This is a genomic window from Streptomyces griseus, assembly GCF_001715295.1.
GTDB lineage: Bacteria > Actinomycetota > Actinomycetes > Streptomycetales > Streptomycetaceae > Streptomyces > Streptomyces griseus_G.
This window is the reverse complement of sequence record NZ_MDKB01000001.1, coordinates 990,649-1,013,814: the sequence shown is the minus strand read 5'-3', so window position 1 is coordinate 1,013,814 and position 23,166 is coordinate 990,649. Positions and strand designations below refer to the sequence as shown.

At 72.6% G+C, this 23,166-nt stretch carries 25 protein-coding genes; 11 read left to right on the top strand and 14 right to left on the bottom strand.

Features of this window, described 5'->3' with window-relative positions; all coding sequences use genetic code 11:
- Positions 1-276: 276 nt before the first annotated feature.
- Both BA175_RS03900 and BA175_RS03895 read right to left on the bottom strand, forming a co-directional pair.
- Positions 277-936: a hypothetical protein gene (locus tag BA175_RS03900; RefSeq protein ID WP_069169779.1), complete on the bottom strand. Its 660-nt coding sequence runs from the start codon at positions 934-936 to the stop codon at positions 277-279.
- Positions 937-1,239: 303 nt separating this feature from the next.
- The gene (locus BA175_RS03895; RefSeq protein ID WP_069169778.1) at positions 1,240-2,175 is read right to left on the bottom strand and encodes a hypothetical protein; all 936 of its coding nucleotides are present in this window, start codon (positions 2,173-2,175) and stop codon (positions 1,240-1,242) included.
- A 675-nt stretch (positions 2,176-2,850) separates the two neighbouring features.
- Between BA175_RS03895 and BA175_RS03890 the strand changes: the two genes are divergently transcribed.
- From BA175_RS03890 to BA175_RS03875, 4 genes are all read left to right on the top strand, one after another.
- Positions 2,851-4,065: a helix-turn-helix domain-containing protein gene (locus BA175_RS03890; protein ID WP_069169777.1), complete on the top strand. Its 1,215-nt coding sequence runs from the start codon at positions 2,851-2,853 to the stop codon at positions 4,063-4,065.
- A 196-nt stretch (positions 4,066-4,261) separates the two neighbouring features.
- A complete protein-coding gene (locus tag BA175_RS03885; protein WP_069169776.1) occupies positions 4,262-4,525 on the top strand; it encodes a hypothetical protein in 264 nt (87 codons plus the stop codon).
- A gap of 59 nt (positions 4,526-4,584) precedes the next feature.
- Positions 4,585-4,878, top strand: coding sequence for a hypothetical protein (locus BA175_RS03880; protein WP_069169775.1), 294 nt, complete (start codon positions 4,585-4,587; stop codon positions 4,876-4,878).
- 319 nt (positions 4,879-5,197) lie between these two features.
- Positions 5,198-6,022: a hypothetical protein gene (locus BA175_RS03875; RefSeq protein WP_069169774.1), complete on the top strand. Its 825-nt coding sequence runs from the start codon at positions 5,198-5,200 to the stop codon at positions 6,020-6,022.
- Positions 6,023-6,386: 364 nt separating this feature from the next.
- On the opposite strand, the gene BA175_RS03870 is transcribed toward BA175_RS03875, so the two are convergent.
- The 4 genes from BA175_RS03870 to BA175_RS03855 all read right to left on the bottom strand — a co-directional run bounded on the left by BA175_RS03870 (position 6,387) and on the right by BA175_RS03855 (position 8,763).
- The gene (locus BA175_RS03870; RefSeq protein WP_069169773.1) at positions 6,387-6,971 is read right to left on the bottom strand and encodes a GNAT family N-acetyltransferase; all 585 of its coding nucleotides are present in this window, start codon (positions 6,969-6,971) and stop codon (positions 6,387-6,389) included.
- A 43-nt stretch (positions 6,972-7,014) separates the two neighbouring features.
- Positions 7,015-7,464, bottom strand: a complete 450-nt coding sequence (locus tag BA175_RS03865; RefSeq protein WP_069169772.1) for a YchJ family protein — start codon at positions 7,462-7,464, stop codon at positions 7,015-7,017.
- Positions 7,465-7,666: 202 nt separating this feature from the next.
- Complete coding sequence (locus tag BA175_RS03860; protein WP_069169771.1) at positions 7,667-7,903, bottom strand: DUF397 domain-containing protein; 237 nt, start codon at positions 7,901-7,903, stop codon at positions 7,667-7,669.
- Positions 7,903-8,763, bottom strand: a complete 861-nt coding sequence (locus BA175_RS03855; RefSeq protein ID WP_069169770.1) for a helix-turn-helix domain-containing protein — start codon at positions 8,761-8,763, stop codon at positions 7,903-7,905. The genes BA175_RS03860 and BA175_RS03855 overlap by 1 nt, the downstream gene beginning before the upstream one ends.
- A gap of 206 nt (positions 8,764-8,969) precedes the next feature.
- On the opposite strand from BA175_RS03855, the gene BA175_RS03850 reads away from it, so the two are divergent.
- Positions 8,970-9,428, top strand: coding sequence for an ATP-binding protein (locus tag BA175_RS03850; RefSeq protein WP_069169769.1), 459 nt, complete (start codon positions 8,970-8,972; stop codon positions 9,426-9,428).
- On the top strand, positions 9,422-9,862 hold the full coding sequence (locus tag BA175_RS03845; RefSeq protein WP_069169768.1) for a hypothetical protein: 441 nt from the start codon (positions 9,422-9,424) through the stop codon (positions 9,860-9,862). The genes BA175_RS03850 and BA175_RS03845 overlap by 7 nt, the downstream gene beginning before the upstream one ends.
- Before the next feature lie 45 nt (positions 9,863-9,907).
- On the opposite strand, the gene BA175_RS03840 is transcribed toward BA175_RS03845, so the two are convergent.
- From BA175_RS03840 to BA175_RS03815, 6 genes are all read right to left on the bottom strand, one after another.
- The gene (locus tag BA175_RS03840; protein WP_069169767.1) at positions 9,908-11,254 is read right to left on the bottom strand and encodes a 6-phospho-beta-glucosidase; all 1,347 of its coding nucleotides are present in this window, start codon (positions 11,252-11,254) and stop codon (positions 9,908-9,910) included.
- Positions 11,255-11,328: 74 nt separating this feature from the next.
- Positions 11,329-12,864, bottom strand: coding sequence for a cytochrome P450 (locus BA175_RS03835; protein ID WP_069169766.1), 1,536 nt, complete (start codon positions 12,862-12,864; stop codon positions 11,329-11,331).
- A gap of 82 nt (positions 12,865-12,946) precedes the next feature.
- Positions 12,947-13,561 (bottom strand): GTP-binding protein, encoded by a 615-nt coding sequence (locus BA175_RS03830; protein WP_069169765.1) that lies wholly within the window; start codon positions 13,559-13,561, stop codon positions 12,947-12,949.
- Positions 13,542-13,910 (bottom strand): DUF742 domain-containing protein, encoded by a 369-nt coding sequence (locus tag BA175_RS03825; RefSeq protein ID WP_069169764.1) that lies wholly within the window; start codon positions 13,908-13,910, stop codon positions 13,542-13,544. The genes BA175_RS03830 and BA175_RS03825 overlap by 20 nt, the downstream gene beginning before the upstream one ends.
- Positions 13,907-14,314 carry a roadblock/LC7 domain-containing protein gene (locus tag BA175_RS03820; protein WP_069169763.1) on the bottom strand — a complete coding sequence of 136 codons (408 nt, stop codon included), beginning with the start codon at positions 14,312-14,314 and terminating at the stop codon, positions 13,907-13,909. Before BA175_RS03820 ends, BA175_RS03825 begins: the two co-directional genes overlap by 4 nt.
- Positions 14,311-15,942: an ATP-binding protein gene (locus BA175_RS03815; protein WP_069169762.1), complete on the bottom strand. Its 1,632-nt coding sequence runs from the start codon at positions 15,940-15,942 to the stop codon at positions 14,311-14,313. Before BA175_RS03815 ends, BA175_RS03820 begins: the two co-directional genes overlap by 4 nt.
- A gap of 441 nt (positions 15,943-16,383) precedes the next feature.
- On the opposite strand from BA175_RS03815, the gene BA175_RS03810 reads away from it, so the two are divergent.
- Entirely contained in the window at positions 16,384-17,187 is an 804-nt protein-coding gene (locus BA175_RS03810; protein WP_069169761.1) for an IclR family transcriptional regulator, read from the top strand.
- 12 nt (positions 17,188-17,199) lie between these two features.
- Here BA175_RS03810 and BA175_RS03805 read toward each other — a convergent pair whose 3' ends face one another.
- Together BA175_RS03805 and BA175_RS03800 are read right to left on the bottom strand one after the other, a co-directional pair.
- On the bottom strand, positions 17,200-17,706 hold the full coding sequence (locus tag BA175_RS03805; protein ID WP_069169760.1) for a MarR family winged helix-turn-helix transcriptional regulator: 507 nt from the start codon (positions 17,704-17,706) through the stop codon (positions 17,200-17,202).
- On the bottom strand, positions 17,703-19,403 hold the full coding sequence (locus BA175_RS03800) for an FUSC family protein (protein ID WP_069169759.1): 1,701 nt from the start codon (positions 19,401-19,403) through the stop codon (positions 17,703-17,705). Before BA175_RS03800 ends, BA175_RS03805 begins: the two co-directional genes overlap by 4 nt.
- Positions 19,404-19,784: 381 nt before the next feature.
- On the opposite strand from BA175_RS03800, the gene BA175_RS03795 reads away from it, so the two are divergent.
- From BA175_RS03795 to BA175_RS03780, 4 genes are all read left to right on the top strand, one after another.
- On the top strand, positions 19,785-20,204 hold the full coding sequence (locus BA175_RS03795; RefSeq protein WP_175420734.1) for a hypothetical protein: 420 nt from the start codon (positions 19,785-19,787) through the stop codon (positions 20,202-20,204).
- A gap of 107 nt (positions 20,205-20,311) precedes the next feature.
- Positions 20,312-20,962 (top strand): DUF3105 domain-containing protein, encoded by a 651-nt coding sequence (locus tag BA175_RS03790; protein ID WP_069169757.1) that lies wholly within the window; start codon positions 20,312-20,314, stop codon positions 20,960-20,962.
- A complete protein-coding gene (locus BA175_RS03785) occupies positions 20,959-21,603 on the top strand; it encodes a DUF305 domain-containing protein (RefSeq protein ID WP_069169756.1) in 645 nt (214 codons plus the stop codon). The genes BA175_RS03790 and BA175_RS03785 overlap by 4 nt, the downstream gene beginning before the upstream one ends.
- A gap of 165 nt (positions 21,604-21,768) precedes the next feature.
- A complete protein-coding gene (locus BA175_RS03780; RefSeq protein ID WP_069169755.1) occupies positions 21,769-23,025 on the top strand; it encodes an ROK family protein in 1,257 nt (418 codons plus the stop codon).
- The last annotated feature ends 141 nt before the right edge of the window (positions 23,026-23,166 follow it).

Here is a 23,166-nt window from a genome sequence, read left to right as displayed (position 1 = left end):
TTCCTTCCCTTCGGGAGGCGGCGCTCAGGCAGGATCGGGGAGGGCCGCGTACCGGGATGCGCCGGCGCCTGCCCGGCGGTACGGTACGCGCGGCCCCACCTCTTGGGAAGCGAGGGGCGCACGCGGTCCCTCAGCCGTCCTCCTGGATCCGTGATGTCGGCAGTCGGCGACAACTCGCCTGCGGAGGCTGTCGGTTGACGAGCGAGGCAGGGGCGGACGGCCCGGCTGCCGCGTAGCGGCCGGGCCGTCCGCCGGGGTCGGGAGGACCCGCCGGGATCAGCTGTACTTGATGACCGGGGAGACGCCCGTGGAGTGCTTGATCGTGTAGACGCCCTTGAAGGTCGCCGTCGCCCCGACGATTCCGCATCCGGGGCCGACCTTGCTGCCGATGGTGAGCAGCAGCGGGCTGGTCGCGGCGGGGGCGACGTCGAGCGTGCCGTTGGCCCCACCGGTGGACGGGTTGTTGTACTTGGCGTCCACCGATCCGGTCACCTTGAAGGTGCAGGCGCCCAGCACGCTGGAGCCGGTGACCGTGGCACCGATGGTGCTGATGTTGCCTGTGGTTACACCCGTGCCGTTGGTTCCGCCGGTCGCGTACGAGGTGCCGTTGAGCTTCCAGGGCACCGTGGTGGTGATCGTCCAGGTGCTGCTGAACGGACCGGTGCACGGACCGCTGAACGCCGCAGCGGTGATCGATGCGAGTTGCGGTCCCGCCGTGGGCGACGTGGGGGCGTTGCCGGTGGCGGAGGCGGTCGTGCACTTGATCGCGTTGCCGATGTTGTCCGTCAGCGTCGTCACACCGGCCGTGCCGGTGAAGGTGCCGGTCGGGGTGATGGTCCACGCGGCGGTGGGGCCGGCCGTCGCGGTGGGTGCGGCCATGGCGACCGCGGCGGCTGCGGCGCCGAACGCCGTGAGCATGCGGGTTTTCCTGGACATGTGTTTCTCCTCTTCCGTCGGGGATGCGACCGACCGGTCGGAATTCATGCGTGGCCGCCGGGCCGGTACGGATTGGCGGAGGAAGCCGTCCGCCCCTCGGGGAGGAGGCTTCGTCCTGCGGTGCGAGGGTCGCGCCGGTCCTCGGGAAATCCGGGTGTTTCTTTGCCGTCAATTCACCGCACCGAGGCACAGGCCGAATCGGTCAGGTGAAAAGCCGTACCGCGGCAGCGACATCGCCGGTGCCCCCGGGCGGGGGCAGGTGATCGCCGGGCGCGGAGTCCAGGCCGGCCCTCGGGCCGGTCGTCACCGTGCTGCGGAGTGCCAGAAGCCGGACAGCGCCCTGCCCTCGTCGGGTGCGTGCTCGGAGGGCGCGTACGGGCTCGCGAAGTACGTCGAGGTGTCGTCGAGAGTGACGGAGTTCTTGCCCGCCGCGGACGGCAGCCCCGTCTTGAGGTTGACCGCCCAGTCCAGGAGGCCCGCTCCGCAGCCGCTCGCACCCGGGACGGCGAAGGCGGTGTCGGCCTGGTCGGCCCGTTCGAAGGTGTACCGGCCCATCACCCCGTTCTCGTCGTCCGGGTCCCCGTTGCCCGCGAACCGCTGGAGCGAGAGTTCGGGCGCCGTCACGTTCTTCGGCCTGAGCAGCACCGGCTTGGACGTGGAGCCGATGTAACACGTGTCACCGAGGAGCGGGTTCTTCAGGTGGATGCGGACGGGGAGGGTGAGGATCGGTACGTCGGTGGTGAAGGCGGCCGCCATGTCGAAGTCGCGGGGAGCCCCGGCCGGCTCGATCGTCGCCGTGATCCGGTTGAGCTCGGCGCTGGTGATCTGCCGGCAGACGGCCGAGACGACGGGCAGCCCGCTCGGGCACATCAGGCCGAGCAGACCGCCGGGGACCTCGGCGGAGTCGGCGACCAGGGCGCCCTCCGCGGGGGCGACCAGGCTCGTCGTGCCGTCGCCCCGCTGGAGCACGCCGAGCTGGAGATCGGTGTGGCCGGTCTTCACGACCGTGTTCCCCAGCGTGATGGAGCCACTGGCGGAGGTCGAGGAGACGCACGTCGCGACGGTGTCGACGCCGTCCGCCGCCAGCATGGCCGGAGCGTCGACCGGGCAGCGGTCCAGCGGCGCCCAGTGGCCGTTCAGCTGGGTGGCCGCCGTCGCCGTACCGGTCGAGAACAGCGCGCCGAACGCCGCGATCGCCGCCAGCGTCCCCGCACGTGTCCTGTTCGAAACGGATCTCATGTCGTCCCCTCTTGACTGCCACCCGGAAAGGCGGTGCCTCGGCACGGAATTAACAGCTCATCGTCACGTCCCGGCGCGAGAGATGGCATGCGCCGACGGCTCGATGTGTGCGGTGAATGACGAGTGGTACCGAACCCGGAATCTCCCGGCACGAAATGCGGACGCATTTCCTGTCCGAATTCGATGAGCCGTGATGTTACTCGCGGGAAACACAGCGACACAATCCCGTCGCCCGAAGATCTTTCCGGTCCGGATTTTTTGATCCGGATATGAGCAGCGGCGCGGATCGCCTTGTCACGTGGTGCGCAGGAACGGGGATTCGGGGGCGGCGGTCCCGCGGCCTCGGCGAGCACATGTGCGCACACCGCCGCCCGGCAGGCCCGGCCCGGCAGGCACACAAGAACCGTTACCGACGGTTACCACCAGGCCCCGGGCCGTACGGGCGGCCGAAAAGATTGTCCGGAAGTGAGCATTCGCGCCCGACCTGCACGGGAGCCGCACAACGGGGCCGCGATGTGTGCCCCGCGCGTCCCGGTCCTGTCCGACCGGTGTGAAGCACGCCCGACTTGGTCTATCTTCGGCGCCGATGTTGGTATACACCTGCCGGTCCGTGGGAGCGCTTTCCTCCCGACTGCCTCATCCACACCGGGCAACGGAGAGCAAGAGGGGACGGTCATGCCGAGACTCGTGGAGCCACTGGACACCGGCGACCCGCTGGGGCCCCTCCCCCAGGAATTCGCCGCCATCATGCGGCCGGAACTGCCGAGCCTGATCAAAGAGATAGGCATGGAGGTGACGCGCGCCTATCCCGAGTACGCGCGTCTGCTGAACGGCCCCAACGGCCACTCCATTCGGCTCGGCGTCGAACAGAGCCTCTCCTCGTTCGTCGACCTGGTGGCCGAGCCGTCCACCCCCACGGTGCTGCGCGACGACATGTGCCGAAGATTCGGCCGGTTCGAGGCGTACGAGGGGCGCACCATGGACGCCCTCCAGGGCGCCTACCGGCTGGGCGCGCGGATCGCGCTGCGGCGCGCGAAGAAGGTGGGCCGCAGCCACCACTTCTCCCCGACCCTGATGCTCAGCTTCGCCGACGCCCTCTTCGCGTACGTCGACGAACTCGAGTCCCTGTCCCGCGAGGGCTATCTCGAGGTCCAGGCCCGGTCCGACCAGCAGAGCGAATCCTTACGCCGCCGGCTCCTCCACCTGATCCTCGCGGGCCGGCCGGTGCCCCGTACCGCCATAGCGGAGCTGTGCGAGCAGACCGGCTGGGCCATGCCGGAGACCGTCACGCTGATCGCCGTGCGCACTCCGATCGGCGTGGATCCCGCCGAACTGCCGCCCGACGCACTGGTCGACCTCGGCGACCCGCAGCCGCACCTGCTGATCCCGGGCCCCGTGGACGAGGCGCGGCGCGAGGCGCTGGACCGGGCCCTGACCGGCACCCGGGCCGTGATCGGGCTGACCGTGCCGGCCGCCGACGCCTCCGACTCGGTCCGCTGGGCCCGCCGCGTGGTGGAGCTCATCGACTCCGGCGTCATCGACGACCTGCCCCTCGTACGCTGCGAGGACCATCTCACCACCTTATGGCTCCTCAGCGATCCGGCCCTGCTCGACCAGCTCGCCGAGCGGGAGCTCGCCCCGGTGTCCGGCATCAGCGCGAGCCGCCGCGAGAGGCTGCTCGAGACCCTGCGCATCTGGCTCGACACCCGGGGCACGGCCGCCCGGATGGGCGAACTGCTGGACGTCCATCCCCAGACGGTCCGGTACCGCATGCGCGGTCTGGAATCCATCTTCGGCGACCAACTGACCGACCCGGAGGACAGGTTCGCCACCGAAGCGGTGCTGCGGGCACTGCGGCTCCGCTCCCGCACCACCCATCCGGTGAACTGATGTGGCATCACACTCGTCGCCCGTAATCAACTTACCTGCGAGTAACGCGAAATAGACGGTCAGTCCCAAACGGTTGCGACACGGAGACGTACCCGCCGAGAAACCCGGAACTGCGTCCCGTAGACATGGAGGAGCGGTGGCCCACCGGCCGTCGCGGAGCACCACCTCCTGGCCGACCATCCGAGAGGGATACCCCATGACCGCCTCGCACCTCCTCGTCCCCGTGCCGATCCCGGACCGGGTCGCCGCACTGATCGGGTCCTGCATCCCGCCGCACATCCTGCAGGCGGAGTTCGACGCCGACTGCGCGGCCCGTGAGGTCCGCAGGTTCCGCGGCCCGCGGCTCTGCGTGGAGGACCAGGCCGACCGCGAGCAGGCCCTGTCCGAACTGGCACGGGCCAACAAGATCCTGTCCGCACATCACCCCCGGCTGGCGGTGCGCCCGGGCGGCGCCTGGTGAGGCGTGCACGGAGAGCACAGCCCCCTTATTTTTCCCGAAAGTAAGCTTACTTTGGAGTAATGAGCCCGCCCGCGCCCGACGGCACCACAGGCAACCCCACCGACGAACTGTCCGGGCCCGGCCTCGCCGCGATCTCCCTCGAGGAGTTCGCGCGGATCATCGGGTGCCTGCCGGCGAAGCGGCTCGCCGGGATCTTTCGCGGCGACCTGCGTACCCGGATCCCGGGCGGCAGGTCCGTGTGCCGTGCGGACGGCGCCGCGGCGCGGAGCACCCGCCCACCCGCGCGCGGCAAGGGCGTTCCCCCGGCGCCCTTCCCCCACGCGGTCGAGCGTGCATTCGGCCCGCGCACGTAGGATCTACCCCATGCCCGTACCACCCGCCGCGTCGGCGTCCGTCCGCCCGCCGCCCGGGCTGAACGCGGCGCCCTGTGCACGGCGGCCTGGGGCCCGCGGAGGCACGCCGGGGGTACGAACGGCTCCCGGTGGAGTGGGCAGCGGCGGTGCAGACGGATGGGTACGAGGCGGCGTGACTGCCGGTGTGCGCTCCCCACCGGCCCGCCGCCCGCCCCGGGCCGGGCCCCGCACGGACCGGCCACCCCCACCACCCGTGACCGGGCACCGCCCCCGGGACCGCCGGCCCACCGTCCCGATCCGCGTCTTCTGGGAGTAGCCCGTGAACGCCCCGCGCCCCTCCGTCCTGTTCGTCACCGACCTCGCCTACGAGGCACGCGGCCGCCGGTACGGTGACGAGGACATCTTCCTGACGTCGCGGCTGCGCGAGGAGTTCGACCTCGCGCTCTGCCACCCCCGGGACGCGGCGGCGCTGCTCGACCGGTTCGACGCGACGGTCGTACGCAACAGCGGTCCGGTCCTGCACCACCAGGAGGCGTACGACGCGTTCCGCGCGAGGGCCGGGGAGCTGGACGCCCCGGTGTACAACACCCTGGACGGCTCCGGGGACATGGCCGGCAAGCAGTACCTCGTCGATCTGAGCCGCGCGGGCTTCCCGGTGATCCCCACCGTGGACCGTGCCGCGGACCTCGGCCTGCTCCCCCGGGCCGCCGGGTACGTGGTCAAGCCGAAGCTCGGCGCCGACTCGGTGGGACTGCGGTTCACCTCCGAGGCCTCCCTGCCCGCGGACGCCGACGGCACCCTGCTCGCCCAGCCGAGGATCGACTTCCGCTACGAGGTGTCCTTCTGCTTCGTCGACCGGGACTTCCAGTTCGCCCTGTACGCGCCGCATCCGGAGCGGCGGTGGGTCCTGGAGCCGTACGACCCGACCTCGGCCGACCTGGAGTTCGCGCGCCGGTTCGTGGAGTGGAACACCCTCACGCGGGGCGTCCAGCGGGTGGACGCCTGCCGGACACCGGACGGCGAACTGCTGCTCGTCGAGTTGGAGGACCTCAATCCGTACCTGTCGCTCGACCGGGTCCCGGAAGGGGTCCGCGAGGCGTTCGTGGCCCGGATGACGAGGTCCGTACGGGAGATGCTGGCCTGATCCGTCCGGACGCCTCCACCCCGAGGTGCCGAACGCGGTCGTCGTCATCGCCGCGGCCCGCGCGAACCTCGGCGCGGGCGGTGGGCCGGCCGGTCATCGGCCGCGTCGGTACCGCCCGGTTCACCGCGGGCGCCGGAACAGCGGTCCCGTCCCCGGGACGGGCCGAAACGGCGACGGACCTCCGCGTGAACGCCGACCCGGCGAACGGCCTGCCGAGGACGGTGCCCGGCCCGGCGGCCGGCAGCCGCGTGAACGGCGCGGCTCCTCGCCGTGGACCTGGCGGACCAGCCGGCCGCTGCGGGCCCGGAGGCGGCGTCCGCCCGAGGCCTGCCCGGGCCCCGCCCGAGCTCCCGTTCCGGTTCCGTCACAGCTCCCAGGACCGGGGACGGGCCAGCGTCTCCCACTCCTGACGGAGCAGGGAGAGGACCGCGTTGTCGAAACGGCGCCCGCGGTGATGGCAGGACGAGCGGCTCACCCCCTCCTGGACGAAACCCGCACCGGTGAGGACGGAGAGGGCCGCCCTGTTGTCGGTGTGCGTGACGGCCTCGACACGGTGGATCGGCAGTTCCCCGAAGGCCAGGTCGGTCAGGGCCTCGAGGGCCGCCGGGCCGTGGCCCCGGCCGCGGTACCCGGGAGCCAGCATCAGGTAGGCCTCCGCCGTCCCCTCCGACAGGTGCTGGTCGAAGAGGGCGACGACGCCGATCGGGGTGCCGTCCGGGAGGAGGATCAGGAAGTCGTCACGGGAGTCGTCGTCGAGGTAGCGCTCGATGCGCTCACGCACCTGGTACAGCGAGCTGGGCCAGACACCGGTCTCGTGCGCGGCGACGGGGTCGGAGCGCCAGTGCTGGATCAGCTCGGCGTCGTCGGTCTCCATCGGGGTGAAGGCGATGCCGCGGCCGCGCCAGCAACGTGCTCGTGCGGTGTCCGGCGCCGCGGTGTCCTCGCTCATGCGGGAAGCGTACGGGGACGGGGACGGCGGCCGACACCGGTTTTCAGTCGACGAAGACCGCTGCCGCGTACACCCAGGCACCCTCGTGGCGGACGAAGCGGCTCTTCTCGTGCAGCGAGTCGGGGCGGCCGTCGTCGGTGTAGTGCGCGCGGAAGGTGACCGTTCCGGCGGTGTGGAAGGCGCTGCCCTCCGTCGTCTCCAGGATCTCCAGGCGCTCCCAGCGCATCGCGGGGTCGAAGTCGACGGACGGGGGCCGGGTCTCCGGGTGCCAGGTGCGCAGCAGGTAGGCAGCGTCCCGCACCACGAAGGCGGAGTACCGCGAACGCATCAGCGCCTCACACGTCGGGGCCGCCGCGGCGAGGGCGTGCAGCCGGCCGCAGCACTCCGCGTAGGGCGCCGGAAGACCGCAGGGGCACGGCGAGGCCGGGGTGATCCGCGGCGAGGCCGCCGCGGTGGTGGCGGGTCGGCGCGGGCGTGAGGTACGTCGTGACATGCGTCCATTGTGACCCCGGGCGGAGCGGAGGCCGGCGCCCCCGTGCCGTCGCTCACCTCACCGAGGGCAGCCGCCTGCCGGCGTGACGGAATGTGCCCGGCCGGTCACCTCGGTGGCCGGTCACCTCGGTGGCCGGTCACCTCGGTGGCCGGCCGGTTCGGCGGTCGGGCTGACGTGTGAGGGACCACGAGGTGATGAGACGTCAGGTGAGGAGGAAGTCGGCCTGTCCCGCCTTGGCTCCCTGGATGAAGGCGGCGATCTCACCGTGGGAGTAGATGAGGGCGGGGCCGTCGGGATCCGCGGACTGGCGGACCGCCACCCTGCCGTCGGCCAGCTTCATGGCCTCGATGCAGTTCCCTCCGTTACCACCGCTCCACGGCTTGTACCAGCCCTCGGTGCCGAGGTCACCGGCCGGCATGCCGTTGTATATGTGGTTCATCACAGCTCCTTGCGGAAGTCCCGGAGGATTTCCTTCGTGCGTTGTGCAGTTGCGGCCTGAGCCGCCATGCGGTCCATGACCTCGAGGTAGGAGGCCACCTCGGGGCGCGCGTCGAAGTAGACGGCGCCGGTCAGGTACTCGCTGTAGACCATGTCGGGCAGTTCCGGGACGGCGAAGCGGAAGAGCACGAACGGGCCGTACGTACCGGGGTGGTGGCCGGTCGAGAACTCCGCGATCTGCACGGTCACGTGCGGCAGGGCGGTCGCCTCCAGAAGGCGGTCCACCTGGGCCCTCATGACGCCGGGCCCGCCGACGGGGCGGCGCAGGACCGTCTCGTCCATCACCACCCAGAGCTTCGGCGCGTCCGCCCTGGTCAGGAGCGACTGCCGTGCCATCCGGAGGGCCACGTGGCGCTCGATGTCCTCCGGCCTGGTCTGTCCGACGGCCCCGGTGCGCAGCACGGAACGCGCGTAGTCCTCGGTCTGCAGCAGGCCGGGGACGAAGTGCGGCTCGTACATGCGCAGGAGGCTCGCCGCCCCCTCCAGACTGACGTACATGCTGAACCAGTCGGGCAGCACGTCGTGGAAGCGCTGCCACCAGCCCGGCTTGTTGGCCTCCTCGGTGAGCTCGACGAAGGCGTCGGCCTCCTCGTCGCCGATCCCGTAGGCCTTCAGGAGGAGCTGGACGTAGGGGATCTTGAGACCGACCTCGGCGGTCTCCATCCTGCGTATCGTCCCGGGGGCGACATGGAGCACCTTCGCGGCCTGGTCGCGGCTCATGCCTACGCGCTCCCGCAGCTCCTGCAGACGCTTGCCGAGGACGACCTGACCGACGGTCGGGGCGGACCGCGGTTCGCTCACTTCGGACCTCCTGATGCGCTGTGTGCGAGCAGTGTGCCATGTGCGTCGCCCCAAGGACACAGCCACTCTGAATTTTTCAGAGTGCCTCTTGCCAAGTGTTCTTGTCGGGGGGAGAGTTGGTGCGTGAACCCGTTCACGTTCGCGTACCCCCTCCTTCTTCACCCCGGTGCGAAGCGTGACGCAGCCCCCACTGTGAGGAATCGGTCGTGGCACGTGGCAGTGCGCTCATCCCCCGGCTCATGGACCTCAGCCCCGGGACGGAGGCGCTCCGTTACTGCTTCGCGCTGCCGGCGCAGCCCGAGTCGGTGGCCGGCGCCCGGCAGCTGACACGGGCGCGGCTGGCCCAGTGGCGGCTGGGCGGGGACACGCACGACGCCGCGGTCCTGATCGTCTCCGAGCTCGTCACCAACGCGGTGGTGCACACCGCCAGCGCACGGGTGCTCTGCGAGCTCCGCTGCGACGGCGGGCGCCTGCGCGTCTCCGTGCAGGACCAGGGGCATCAGCCGGGCGGCCCCCGGTTGTCCCGCACGTCCGACGACGAACACGGGCGCGGGCTGCTGCTCGTCGACTCCATGAGCTCCGCGTGGGGGTCCCACGCCGCGGGGTACGCCTCCGGGCGCATCGTGTGGGCGGAACTGCCGTTCTGCAGGGAGGAGTCGTGCTGAGGAACGCCCTGTCCTTGCTGCTCGGCACGCGGCGCGCCCGCCCCGGCGGGGGGCCCTCCGACCGCGGCCGGGTCCAGCTGCCGCTGCCGCCCGCCCTGTCGGCGAGTCTCGGCTGCGACGCCGTGGGCGTCCCGGCGCGGTACGGTTTCCGGCTGATGTCTCATCTGCCGCGCGCGGGATGCGTGTTCGCGGACGCCGACCGGTGGTGGTGGATCGTACCCGCGGGCTCGGACCTGGATCTGGACTGGCCGGAGCAGGTGTCGTACGCCACCGGGGCCTACGTCCCCGCCGGGCGTCCCAAGCTGATCCACGCGCCGGACGGCCGTACGCCCTACACACCACCCATCCCGCTGTTCCTGATGGTGTGCCAGGTCACCGGTGTCGCCCCGTCCTGGACTCCGGCCGACCGGGCCAGGGCGGTGTCCGCCCCCTGACGGGTCGCCGCTTCGGGTCACGGCCGGGGCGCGGGTGACGTCCGGTCAGGGGCGGTCGAGGTAGGCGAGCCCCGGATGGACCCGGGTGTAGCCGTCCACCAGCCGACGGGCCACGGACACCGAGTCGACCAGCGGGTGCAGCGCGAAGGCCCGTACCGCCGCGGAGCGCGAACCGGTGTCCGCCGCCTCGAGCACCGCGCGCTCCACCGCCTTGACCGCGGTGACCAGCCCGACCGCGTGGTACGGGAGCGGATCGACGGCGACCGGGTGGGCACCGTTGGCGTCGACCAGGCACGGCACTTCGATGACGGCGTCCCCGTCGAGGACCGGGAGGGTGCCGCGGTTGCGGACGTCGAGGATGAGCGAGGCGCGTTCGTCGCGGGCGAGCGCACGCATCAGGGCGAGCGCCACCTGTTCGTAACCCCCCGATTCCAGATCGCTCTCCTCGCGCTCACCGGCACCGGCCACGTCCCGGTTCTCCGCCATGTACGTCGCCTCCCGCTCGGCGCGGGTGCGGTCCCACGTGAGGAGCGCCGGGGCGGCGGGGTCCTTCATACGGGCGTAGAACCCCTCCTGCTGGTCGCGGAGGAAGGCACCGCGGGTCTGTCCCGCCTCCTGGTAGGCGCGGACGGCTTCCCGGTTGAAGTAGTAGTAGTGCAGGTACTCGTTGGGGATCGCCCCCAGGGAGCGCAGCCAGTCCGCACCGAAGAGGCGCCCCTCCTCGAAGGATCCCAGCAGTGCCGGGTCGGCGAGCAGGCGCGGAAGTTCGTCGCGGCCGTCGACCCGCAGCCCGCGGACCCAGCCCAGGTGGTTGAGGCCCACGTAGTCGATCCATGCCCGGCCGGGGTCGGCGCCCAGGACCCGTGCGATCCGGCGGCCGAGCCCCACCGGCGAGTCGCAGATCCCGATGACGCGGTCCCCGAGGTGCCGGGACATGGCCTCGGTGACCAGGCCCGCCGGGTTGGTGAAGTTGATGACCCAGGCCTGCGGGGCGAGCCGCGCGATGCGCCGCGCCAGCCCGACCGCCACGGGCACGGTGCGCAGCCCGAAGGCGATGCCTCCGGCGCCGACCGTCTCCTGGCCGAGGACGCCTTCGTCCAGCGCCACGCGTTCGTCGGCGGCCCGGCCCGCCAGGCCGCCGACCCGGATGGCGGAGAAGACGAAGTCCGCACCGCGCAGAGCTTCGTCGAGGTCACCGGTGGGGACGACGGCGGGTGCGTCATGAACGCCGCGCGCCTGTTCCGCGAGGACCCGGGCGACGGCGGCGAGCCGGTCCGCGTCCGTGTCGTACAGGGCCACCCGGGAGACGCGGCCCTCGGCGTGATCGCCGAGCAGTGCCCCGTACACGAGGGGGACCCGGAATCCGCCCCCGCCAAGAATCGTGAGTTTCACGCTGCCCGATGGTAGGGGACCCGGCGGGCCGGCCCCGTGGCCGGGACCGGGCCGGGCCCCGGGCCACGGGTGGGTCAGTGACCGTTCCACCAGCGCGCCACGGCCTGCCAGATCCGGGGTGGGGAGCTGCGCTGCCCGGGGAGACCGGCGTCCGGCACGGCCTCCGCGGTCCGTACGCCGGTGGGCACGTCGCCGCGCAGCGCCGCGTGTGCGGGCTGCGGCCCGGCAGTCCCGGGCCTGGGCAGGGCGGGTGAGGACACCTCCCAGTCGGTGCGGGGCCGGGGGCGGGCCGCCATCGAGGTCAGCGGGTCGGCGTCGATCTTCTGCTCCGGGCTCGGGGCGAACCGCACCGGGAGGTCGACCAGGTGGCGGGACATGATGTTGCCGACCCACCTGAGCTCGCTCTCGTCGACCGCGAGTTCCAGATCGGGAAGGCGCATCAGCAGGGCGTCGACGCCCACGTCGGCGATGGCGCGGCCGATGTCCTGGCCCGGGCACTCGTGCGGGCCGCCGCTGAAGGCGAGGTGGGCGCGGTTGCCCTCCATGTCGGCGGTGAGGTCGGGACGTACCACCGGGTCGGTGTTGGCGGGGGCGATCCCGATGAGGAGCGCGTCACCGGCCCGGATCCGCTGGCCGCCGAGCTCGGTGTCTCCCACCGCCCACCGGCCGAAGACGGCCGTGAAGGGCGGCTCGTCCCACAGGGTCTGCTCCACCGCCTCCGGCACGGTCATGTGGCCGCCGCTGAGCCTGGCACGGAAGCGCGGGTCGGTCAGCACCATGCGCAGGACGTTGGCGATCAGGTTCGCCGTGGACTCGTAGGCGGCGATGAGGATGAGCCGCAGGTGCTCCGCCACCTCCACGTCGGTGAGTCCGGCGGGGTGTTCGACGAGCCAGCTGGCGAAGTCGGAGGCCGGGGCGTTGCGCCGCCGCTCGACCAGCCGGTTCAGCACGGTGACGACGTAGGCGTTGCTCTCCACCGCCGTGGCGGTGCCCCGGGTCATGTCGCGGGCGGCCTGGACCATGCGGTCGTTGTACTCCTCGGGCATGCCGAAGATCGCGCACATCACCATCATGGGCAGGTGCTCGGCGAACTGGCTCACCAGTTCGGCGGTGCCCTTCCGGCAGAAGTCGTTGACGAGCCGGTTGCTGAAGCGGTTGACGTGGCGCCGGACACCGCGGGTGTCGATCCGCGCCATGCTGTCCGTGACCGCGCCGCGCAGGCGTTCGTGGGCGTCGCCGTCGGCGAACGCGCAGACCGGCTGCCAGGTGAAGATCGGTGCGAGGGGGTGGTCCGGCGCGACGGTGCCGTCCCGCAGGGCCTGCCAGCGCCGGGAGTCGCGGGAGAACTGCGAGGGCGTCCGGGTCACGTGGAGGTTCTCGCTGTGCCCGAGGACAAGCCAGGCGGGTACGTCTCCGTGCAGCAGGACGGGGGCCACCGTGCCGTGTTCGGCGCGGAGCCTGGCGTAGAGACCCGCGGGGTCGTTCTCCGCCTCGGGCCCGTAGAGCCGGCGCAGGCCGCCCGGACCGGCACCCATGGCGTGGGCGGGGCACTCGGGGGGCGGCAACGGCCCCGTGGCCGCTCCGGGTTCGTGGTGGAAGGGCGTTGTCACAGTCGCTCCAGGGTCGGGCTTTCCGAGGATCAGCGGATCGGGCGGGGACACGGCACGCGCGGTGGGGACACGCGTGCCCTCGTCAGGCGAGGGGAACGGCCAGACTGTGCAGGTAGCGCATCAGGGTCATCAGCACGTCGCGGCTGGAGGCACGCAGCCGGGCGTCGCAGTCGATCATCGGTACCTCGTCCGGCAGGTCGAGGGCGGTCCGCAGGGCTTCGACCGGGTGGTGCGGTGCGTCGGGGAAGGTGTTGACCGCGACGACGAAGGGGACGCCGCGCTCCTCCAGCCGGCCGATCACGTCGAAGCTGACCTGGAGCCGCCGGGTGTCGATGAGGACGACGGCTCCGAGAGCTCCTTCGAACAGGCCGTTCCAGAGGAACCAGAAACGTTCCTGGCCGGGGGTCCCGAACAGGTAGAGGATCAGTTCCTCGCTGAGGCTGATCCGCCCGAAGTCCATGGCGACGGTGGTGGCGGTCTTGCTCTCCACCCCCATGTTGTCGTCCACGCCGACGCCGGCCTGGGTCATGGTCTCTTCGGTCGTCAGGGGCCGGATCTCGCTGACCGAGCCGACCATGGTCGTCTTGCCGACCCCGAACCCTCCGACGATGACGACCTTCACCGCGGCCGTGGCCGTGGTGGGAAGGACGTCCTCGCTGCGGGGGCCCGTGATCGTGTCAGAGTTTCTGAAGTCCATGCATCACCGCTTCGAGGAGGGACCGGTCCGGGAGCGAGGCGCGGACGACGGGCGCGCGCGACTCGACGAGTTCGGTCGCCAGTAGTTCTGTCAGGAGCGAGGTGACCACGCTGAAGGGCAGGCTCAGATAGGCCGAGATCTCGGCGACGGACAGCGGCGCCGTGCACAGCCGCAGGATCGCGGCCTGCTCGGGCTGGACCGTGGGCGACGGCTCGGCCTGCGCGACGACCATCGTCACGAGGTCGAGCTCCGCCCTCTCACCGTCGGTGTCACCGGTGATCACGTACAGCCGCTCCGGGTCGCTCAGCGCCGGGTCGGTCGTACGGCGTTCTCGTCGGGGAGCACTCATCCGGCCTGCCCGCCATGCCGGGGAGGACTGGTCAGGTGGGCGCCGATGCGCACGACCATGTCGCGCATGCGGGCTCCGACGAGTCCGGCGTCGACGGTCTCACCGGCCAGGACCGCGAGGTACGCGCCGGTGCCCGCGGCCATCAGGTAGAAGAAGCCGCCGGTGACCTCGATGACGACGAGTTTCATCTGGCCGTCGCTGTGCGGGATCTCCGTGGCCACCGCGGCAGCCAGGCTCTGCAGGCCGGCGCAGGCAGCCGCGAGGCGGTCGGCGACGTCGGGGTCGCCGCCGTGCCGGGCGATGCGCAGACCGTCGGCGGAGAGCACCACGATCTGGTGGATGCTCGGTACGTCGTCGGCCAGCTCCTTGAGCATCCAGTCCATGTTTCCCCGCTGCTGGATCACTTCAGGTCTCCCTTGTCCCACGTCTCATCGGAGTCTTCGCCGTTCTTCGCTTCCTTGGGCACGCCGTTGACGGCCTGGGTGAAGGCCTCCAGCCACAGGCCGGGCGGTGCCTCCGCGCCGCCGTGCCGTCCGCCGCCCGCCCCGTTGTGCGCGCCGGCGGGCGGCTCGGCGGCCGGGGCCGCCTGATGGGGAAGGTTGTGCGAGCCGAGCGGGGCGCGGCCCCGGCTGCGGCGCTGGGGCAGGCCCCCGGCCGTCCACTCGGTCACGACGACGTCGTCGTCGTCCGTGGCCGGGACCGGGGCGGAGGCGGGCCGGGTCGTGGGAGCGGCCGCCGGTGCGGGGGCTCCGGCCGAGGGGACCGGTCCGGTCGGCGCGGGACGCGCCCGGCGCTTGCCGCGCGGGGGCACCACGTGCTGCATCTGCGACATGTCGAGGGAGCTCTGGGGGCGCGAGGTGGCGCCGATGCCGTGCGCGATGCCGGGGGCGGGTCCCGTGGTGATCATGTCGCGCGGGACGACGAGCACGGCGCGGACGCCGCCGTACGCGGACTGCCGCAGGGACACCTGGAGTTGGTACATCCGCGAGAGCCGGCCGACGACGGCCATACCGAGCCGTGGGGACTCGCCGAGATCGTTCATGTTGATGCCGGCCCGTGCCTGGGCGAGCATGTTCTCGGCCCGGGCGCGGGCCTCCTCGCTGAGGCTGACGCCGCCGTCCTCGATTTCGATGGCGATGCCGGTCTGCACCTCGACGGCGGTCACGTGGACCCGGGTCTGGGGTGGGGAGTAGCGCGTGGCGTTGTCGAGGAGTTCGGCGCAGGCGTGGATGAGCGGTTCCACGGCGGTGCCGACGATGGCGACCTTGGCGATCGAGTGCAGGTCGATGCGCTGGTACTCGAGGATCCGGGACATGGCGCCGCGCAGCACGCTGAACAGCGGTACGGGCTTGGGCCACTGGCGGCTGGGCCGGGCGCCGCCGAGTACGGCGATGGAGTCGGCGAGCCGTCCGATCAGCGCGGTGCCGTGGTCGATCCTCAGCAGGTCGTCGAAGACCTCGGGGTTGCGCCCGTGGTGGTCCTCCATCTCCCGGAGCTCGCTGGCCTGCCGGTGGACGATGGCCTGGACGCGACGGGCGACGCTGACGAAGGCGCGCTGGGCGGAGTCGCGCATCGCCTCCTCGTTGTCGATGATGTCGAGGATCTGGAGGACCAGGGCGCGCTGGGCCTTGGGCAGGCCGCGGTAGGACTCGTCCGCGTCGACGACGTCGCGCATCACCTCCTGGGGCGAGTTGCTCGCGCGCAGCCTGCGGATCGCGGCGGGGAGCAGTTCCTCGGTGAGCCGTACGGTCTCCTGGTCGTAGGCCGCGAGGCGGTGTTCCAGGTGGGCGATCCGCTGTTCGTACTCGGCCCGCTGGACGCGCATCGCCCGGCTGCGGCGGTTGAGCGCGACGGCGAGCGTGGCGACCACGACCGTGGCGATCACCCCGCACCAGACGACGGCCGCCCGGGTGGCGCCGGCCACCGGCGCGGCTCCGGCGGCGGTGGCTCCGGCCATGAGCAGGACGGGCAGGAGCACGGCGCGCACTACGGGGATGTCTCTTCTTGTCGGCGGAGATTCAGCACGGACCATCTAAACCCTCTGGCGGTTGATTCGGGAGGTATGCACACCTGTACGGACAGTGGTGAACAAGTGCGCGATTTCATATCAACTCGACTCACTGCGCGTGAGCCTAGCCAGATCAGAACAGGGCCTCGGCATATTCACCCAACCCCCTGCGCGAGCACTCCGGCGGTAATACACTCGCCAGTTTCCGTACTCACCGCCTCCGTGCGTGTGCGGTGAGTGACGGAGCGGCGAACCGACGTAAACCGGGTCCGCGCGTCCCGCCGTGCAGGACAATGCGCCGGTAAGACACCCCTGCTCCCGCTCGAAGGTTTTCGGAGAGCTTCCAGCCAGAAGGCCGCAAGAGGTGGACGCCCGTGCGAACTTCCTCCGTGTGTGCATATTCCGATGCACCGCAGGGCGGGACAAGGGCACATCTGATCGAACCAGATCGAAAGGTGCAGATTCGTGATCGATGGACGCGTGTACGAGGAGGAGGCCGCCGCGGTGCCGGCCCGGAGCTACACCATCGAGTCGCTGGACACCGGCCTGCGACTGATGCAGCTGTTCCTCACCGAGGACACACTCACGGTCAGTGGGGCCGCCCGCCGCCTCGGTGTCGGCCGCTCCACCGCCCACCGCGTCCTGAGCACCCTGGAGGGGCGCGGCTTCGCGGTCCGCGACCCGTCGGGCCGTGGCTACGAGGCGGGGCCCGCGCTGCTGCGCCTGGGCAGCCCCGCGGGCTTCGGCCCCGAGGTGCGCGCGGGGGTCGGGGCCGTACTCGACGAGGCGGTCGTGCGGACCGGCGAGACGGTGCACTGCGCCGCGCTCGTCGGCGACCGGGTCCTGGTGACGGACGGCCGCGAGTCACCCCATCCGGTCCGGGTGATGCTGGAGGCGGGCCGGAGCCGCTGTGCGCACGCGACCGCCGTGGGCAAGGTCCTGCTCGCCCGGCTGACCGAGGAGCAGGTGCGTGTCCTCTATCCCCGGGAGCGGCTGCCCGCCGTCACCGCCCGGACCCTGACGTCCCGCACCGCCCTGCTCGCCGAGCTGGCGGAGGTCCGCGAGCTCGGCCGTGCCGTCAGCCGCGGCGAGTCGGTCCCGGGGCTGCACGCCGTCGCCGTCCCCCTCACGGGTGGGAGCCGGCGCAGCCGGCTCGCACTCGGGGCGTCGGCGCCGGCCGGCCGCGGCGACGACGCCGCGCTCGCCGAACGCGCGGAGCAGCTGCGGCGGTCGGCCGCCCCGCTGCTCGCGGTCCGGGGCTCCCACTGACCGCGCACCGCCTCAGCGGCGTCCGCCGCCGAGGCGTCCCTCCAGATGGACGAGCAGTTCGCTGAGCTGTCCACCGAGCCCCTCGCGGGTGCTCGCGTCCAGACCGGAGAGGACCGACCGTTCGTAGGCGAGCTGTTCGGGCAGCAGGCGGTCGACCAGGCCGCGGCCCTCGGCGGTCAGTCCGAGGTGGACGACCCGGCGGTCCCGGGCGTCGCCGCGGCGGTCGATCAGGCCGCTGTCCTGCAGCGCGCGGATCCGTTTGGTGACGGCGGCGCCGGACGAGAAGGTCTCGCGGGCCAGTTCGCCGGGGGTGAGTTCTCTGTTGCTGCGGCGCAGGGCGCCGAGCAGGTCGAACTCGGCCCGGGTCAGTCCGGCGGCGCGCAGCGGGGCGTCCTCCGCCTGCTGCAGGAGGGCCGCGCAGCGGTTGATGCGGCCGATGAGTTCCATCGGGCCGGTGTCGAGTTCCGGGTTGACGGCATGCCACTGCCGTACCACCGAGGCAACGATGTCCTCGCTCACGCCGCTCCGTTCCCAGGGGGCAGGGTGATCAGTCCCTGCCGCTGTGCCGTCGCCGCGAGCGTACGGTGTCCGGCCTGCTCGGCGGCGAGCATCTCCTCCTCCGGCAGGGCGCGCTGCCACCACTCCCCCGCGGCGATGTCGCTCGCGTCGCGCAGTTCGACGAGGGAGGAGGTCAGGTGCCTGCCGGCCGTTTTGAGCGTCAGGGGGTCGGTTCCCGGGTCGGCGAGGAGCTTCTCGGCCCGGTCCCGGGCCACCCCTGTCGCGGCGAGGGCCCGTTCCACCCGGCCGGTGGCCCTGCGGTTGGGTACGGCGGCCGCCGCGAGGATGCCGACCGCGGCGCCCACGAGCGTGTCCAGGGTGCGGTCGCCGATGAGTTCGCCGGCCGGGTGGAAGCCGGCGAACTCGACGACGAGCAGGGCCATCGGGGTGACGGCCACCGAGCCGAGCCAGTAGTTGCGGGTGATCAGCGCCTCGGCGGCGAAGTTGCAGCACAGGACGCAGAGGACGAGGGCGAACGGCCCGGTCCGGGCGACCGGGATCACTGCGGCGAAGACCAGGACGCCCACGAGGTTGCCCACGGTGCGCTGCAGGGCGCGGCCGAAGGACAGGGAGAGGTTCGGCTGGTGGACGGAGGCGGCGGTGACGAGGGCCCAGTAGGGCCGGCCCACCCCGAGGGCCGAGGACACGTAACCGGCCAGGGCGCAGCCGACGAGGGTACGGACGGCGATCGGCAGTACGGGCGAGCCGGGGCCGAGGGCGCGCAGGAGCCTGCGCCGGGCCTCGCGCCGGCCCCGTCCGGCCCGCTGCCCGGCCCGTTCGGCGTCGATCCCGAAGAGCTGCTCGACGGTGCCGGGTGCGGGCCCCGGACTGGGTACGGGGCCGCACGCCCGGGTCTGCGCGGCCCAGCCGCGGAGCCGTTCGGCGTCGGCGCCGCGGGGGCGGCCGGCCGCGGACCGGGCCAGGGCACGTTCGGCGTGGACGACGAGGCGTTCGAGTTCCTGGCGCACGGGGGTGGGCCGGCCGGCGGCGAGCAGTGACTGCCAGGCGGCCTGTACGGCGGCGGCCGCCGCGTGCCGCGTGCGGGGACCCGGGTCGGCCGCGCAGGCCGCGGCGGCGTCCAGGGCCCGGGCGGTGGCGCGGCGCTCGGGCCCCTCCCTGCGCCGGAGGGCGGGGCCGACGGTGATCAGCCAGGAGAAGGCCCCGGCGGCCAGCGCCAGGGCCAGGTGTCCGGGGACCTGCCCGAGTTCCTGCGGGGCGAACAGCGCCGCCGAGGTGACGAAGGTGAAGATCACGCTGCCGGGCGGGCCGATGCGGGAGGCGTCGCAGAAGGCCTTCTGCACGGCGGCGAGCAGGGCGCCGACGGTGATCAGCACGGCCGTCGAGTCGGTGGCAGCCGCGGTGACCAGGGAGACCGCGAGCCCGGCGACCATGCCGAGGACCACCCGGACGACGGTGTGGGCACGGCGGGCGTACGGCAGGTTGTGCCCGTAGAGGGCGCAGAGCGAGCCGGCCATGGTGTACATGACGAGGTCGAGCCGGTCGAGGGAGTACAGCAGCAGGTTCGGCACCCCGGACGCCACGACGACGCTCAGTGCGGGCTTGTACCAGGTCTCGGCGGGGCTTTTCAGCCGGAGGGTACCGGTCACCGGCAACGCGGGGAGGGACGGCTTCCGGGTGCGCACGGCTGGATCACTCACCCCTACACGTTAACAGGTATTACACCTGTAAATCATTTTCCCGCGGCCCGGGCGCCCGTGGCCGGTGCGCCGCACCCCTCAGCGCGGGAAGACACCTGCCGGCCCGCCTCGGAAGGTACGTGCGACGCTCACGAACTCCTGCCGTGCGGCCACCGGCGCACCGCCCGGGTCCGCCCCGCGCACCGGCCGAGCCCGGGTTCGGCCGCCCCGGAGGTGGGTACGGAGCACGTGGCCGCCCGGCCGTGGGGCGCACGGCCTGCACCAGGACCTCCCGGCGCCTCCGGCGCGGCGCCTCCGGCGTACGGGTGTTCCCGGCGCCGTCCTCATGCCAAGCTGTGGGCCGGACTCATTGAACATTCACACACCATTACGATGGCGGCGATGACCAGGACGAGTGGGTGGACGGGCCGGCGGCGGTGCGGTTCAGCGCTGCCCGCCTCCCTGGGCTGGGTCCTGACGCTCATGGCCGTGGTCCTCTGCTGCTCCCCCGCCGCCGCGTACGCGCACCACGGGGACGCCGCCCCGGTGTCGCACGCCCGGGCGCTCACCCCCGTGCCCACGGCGGCGTCGGTGGTCACGGCCGACGCCCCGGGCGAGCGCGGGATCGGCAGTTCCTGCCACGGCGCGACGAACCACTCGACACCCGTCGTGCTTCCCGGACCCGCCGCTCCCGTCGCGCTGCCCTGCCCCTCGGCCGTGGCCCCGCCCGGCCCGCTCGCCGGAGCCGGGGGCATCCGCGGCCCCTCCGACGACGGCGCCGGCTCCGTGAACCGTCTCCGCCTTCAGGTCCAACGGATCTAGGGAGGCCGGCACCGCCCCTGCGCCCTCACGGCGCCGGGGAGGTGTACGCCAGCCCCCCTGAACCCGCGCCGCGCACCCCCGTGCGCGCCGAAACCCGAGGACACGACATGGCTACCACCAAGGACCCGAACAGCCCGTCCGCCGCCCGCCGCGCCAAGCTGGAGGAGGCCCGCCGCAAGGAGAGGGCCCGTGAGCGCCGCAGCCGCGTCATCACCATCACCGCCGCACTCGTCGTGGTCGCCGGCCTCGTCGTCGGCGGCGGCTACCTGATGTCGGCCGCCGACGAGCAGGACAAGGCGGAGGAGCAGGCCAGGACCTCCCCCGTCACCGGCGAGCGTTCCTGGGACAAGCTGACGCAGAACCACGTGGAGAAGGCCGTCACCTACCCGATGAGCCCGCCCGTCGGCGGTGACCACCACCCGGTCTGGATGAACTGCGACGCGGACGTCTACACGAAGGAGATACCGAACGAGAACGCGGTCCACTCCCTGGAGCACGGCGCCGTCTGGGTCACCTACAACGACAAGGCGAAGGAAGCGGACGTCAAGGCCCTCTCCGAGCGGGTCTCCAGGACGCCCTACTCCCTGATGAGCCCGCTGGCGGGCCAGGACGACCCCCTGATGCTCAGCGCCTGGGGCAAGCAGGTCACGGTCGACAGCGCCAGCGATCCCCGGGTCGCCCAGTTCTTCACGAAGTACGTCCAGGGCCCGCAGACCCCCGAGCCGGGCGCCGCGTGCAGCGGCGGTGTCGCCCGGTGACCCGTGCGGTGCGAGCCCCCCGCCCCCTGCTCCTGGCAGGGTCCGTGGTCTTCCTGGTGGCCGTCGGCCTCGTCCTGCTGATGGTGGTACGGCCCTCCCAGGCGTCCCCGTCGGGGTCCGGGGCCTCCACGCCCACGGAGTCCTCGGTGGACGTCGGGTTCGCCCGGGACATGTCGGTCCATCACCAGCAGGCGGTGGAGATGGCGTTCCTCGTCCGGGACCGGACCGACGACGAGGACGTACGGCGGCTGGCGTACGACATCATCAACACCCAGGCCAACCAGCGCGGCATGATGCTCGGCTGGCTGGAGGCGTGGGGCAGGCCCAAGAGCTCCGACCGCCCGCCCATGGCGTGGATGGGTCACCCGGCCACCGCCGCGAAGGACGGTGCCCTGATGCCGGGTATGGCCACCGACACCGAGCTGGACCGGCTGCGCGCGGCGACGGGCAGGGACGCGGAAGTGCTGTTCCTCCGGCTGATGACCGTCCACCACCGGGCCGGCGCCGACATGGCGCGGGCGGCGGCCGGTCCGGCCGGGACGGAGGAGATCAGGAACCTGGCGGCGGGCATGGCACGCGCCCAGGAGTCGGAGATCGCCCTCATGGCCGACATGCTGAAGGCGCGGGGCGCACGGCCCTGAGCGCCGGACCGGGCGGCCCGTGCGCGGAACAGCACCACCGGGCACGGGCCGCCGCACACCGGACCACGGCGCTCCCGGACCACGGTGCGGCCGCCGCCTGACCGGCGGTCCGGCCGCGTACCGCCGGTCTCGTACCGCGAGCCATCGCATAGGCTCGCCGACGATATGAAGAACTACCTCTCGCCCCTGGGACCCAAGGCGGACAAGGACACCGTGCGGCGTCACAACCTGAGCCTCGTGCTGCGCGCGGTACGGGACGAAGGGGAGGCGGGCGAGGCCACCCGGGCGGGCGTCTCGGCCAGGGTGGGCCTCACCCGGGCCGCGGTGTCCTCGCTGGTGGAGCAGTTGCTGGAGACCGGGTTCCTCACCGAGTCCGGAAAGACGTTCAGCGGGCAGGCCGGGCGCCCCGGTACGGCCCTCAAGGTCGCGCGCACCGGTCCGGCCGGGCTCGGTGTGGAGATCAACATCGACTACGTGTCGGTCTGCGTGGTGGACCTGGCGGGCACCGGCCGGGTCCGGCAGACCGAGCACCTGGACAACCGCGGTTCGGCGCCCGCCGACGTGCTCGCCAGGGCGGCCGGCATCGCCGCGCGCACCCTGGACTCGGCCCGTGAGCAGGGCCTCCACCCGGTCGGGGCGGCGCTCGCCCTGCCGGGGCTCGTCTCGGGCGGCTCGGTGCGCCAGGCGCCGAACCTGGGCTGGAACCGGGTGCCGGCCGAAGAACTGTTCGCCGCGGCGCTCGCCGGGATGCGCCCCGGCACGCCCGCGCTGCCGGTGCGCTCGGAGAACGAGGCGAATCTCGCGGCGCTGGCCGAGCTGTGGTTCGGCGGGCTCGGCGCGGTGCGCAGCTTCCTGTACCTGACGGGTGAGATCGGTGTCGGCGGCGCCCTGGTCCTGGACGGGCGGCTGCTGCGCGGGGCCCACGGCTTCGCGGGCGAGATCGGGCACGTGGTGGTGGACCCGTCGGGGCCGGAGTGCCGGTGCGGTTCGCGCGGCTGCCTCGAACAGTACGCGGGCCAGAGCGCGCTGCTGCGGGCGGCCGGGGTCGAGGAGTCCGGCGGCGGGGCCACCGGGGTCCTGGAGCTGGAGCGGCGTGTACGGGCCGAGGACGCGCGGGCGGTGGCCGCGGTCGCCGGTGCGGGCCGGATGCTCGGTCAGGTGCTGTCCGGCGCGGTGAACCTGTTCGACCCGGACGCGGTGGTGCTGGGCGGGATCTACCGGGGTCTGATGCCGTGGCTCTCGCCGCCCGCCGACGAGGAGCTGACGGGCCGGGTGGTCTCCGGGCTCTGGTCCCGGGGCAGCGGCCGGCTGCGCGCCTCGTCCGTCGCGGGTGACGCGGCGCGCGGCGCCGCGGCCCTGGTGGTGCAGGACGTGCTGGCGGACCCGGTGGCGTACGCGCGGCCGGCTCAGGTCGGCACCTGAAGCGCACGGCGGGGCAGGGGTACGGGGCTGCCCCGTACCCCTGCCGCGGCCGGGTCAGCGGACGCCGAGGAGGTGGTCCAGGGCGAGCTGGTCGAGGGCTTCGAAGGCCATGGAGCGTTCGGCGGCGGTGGTGACGTCGAA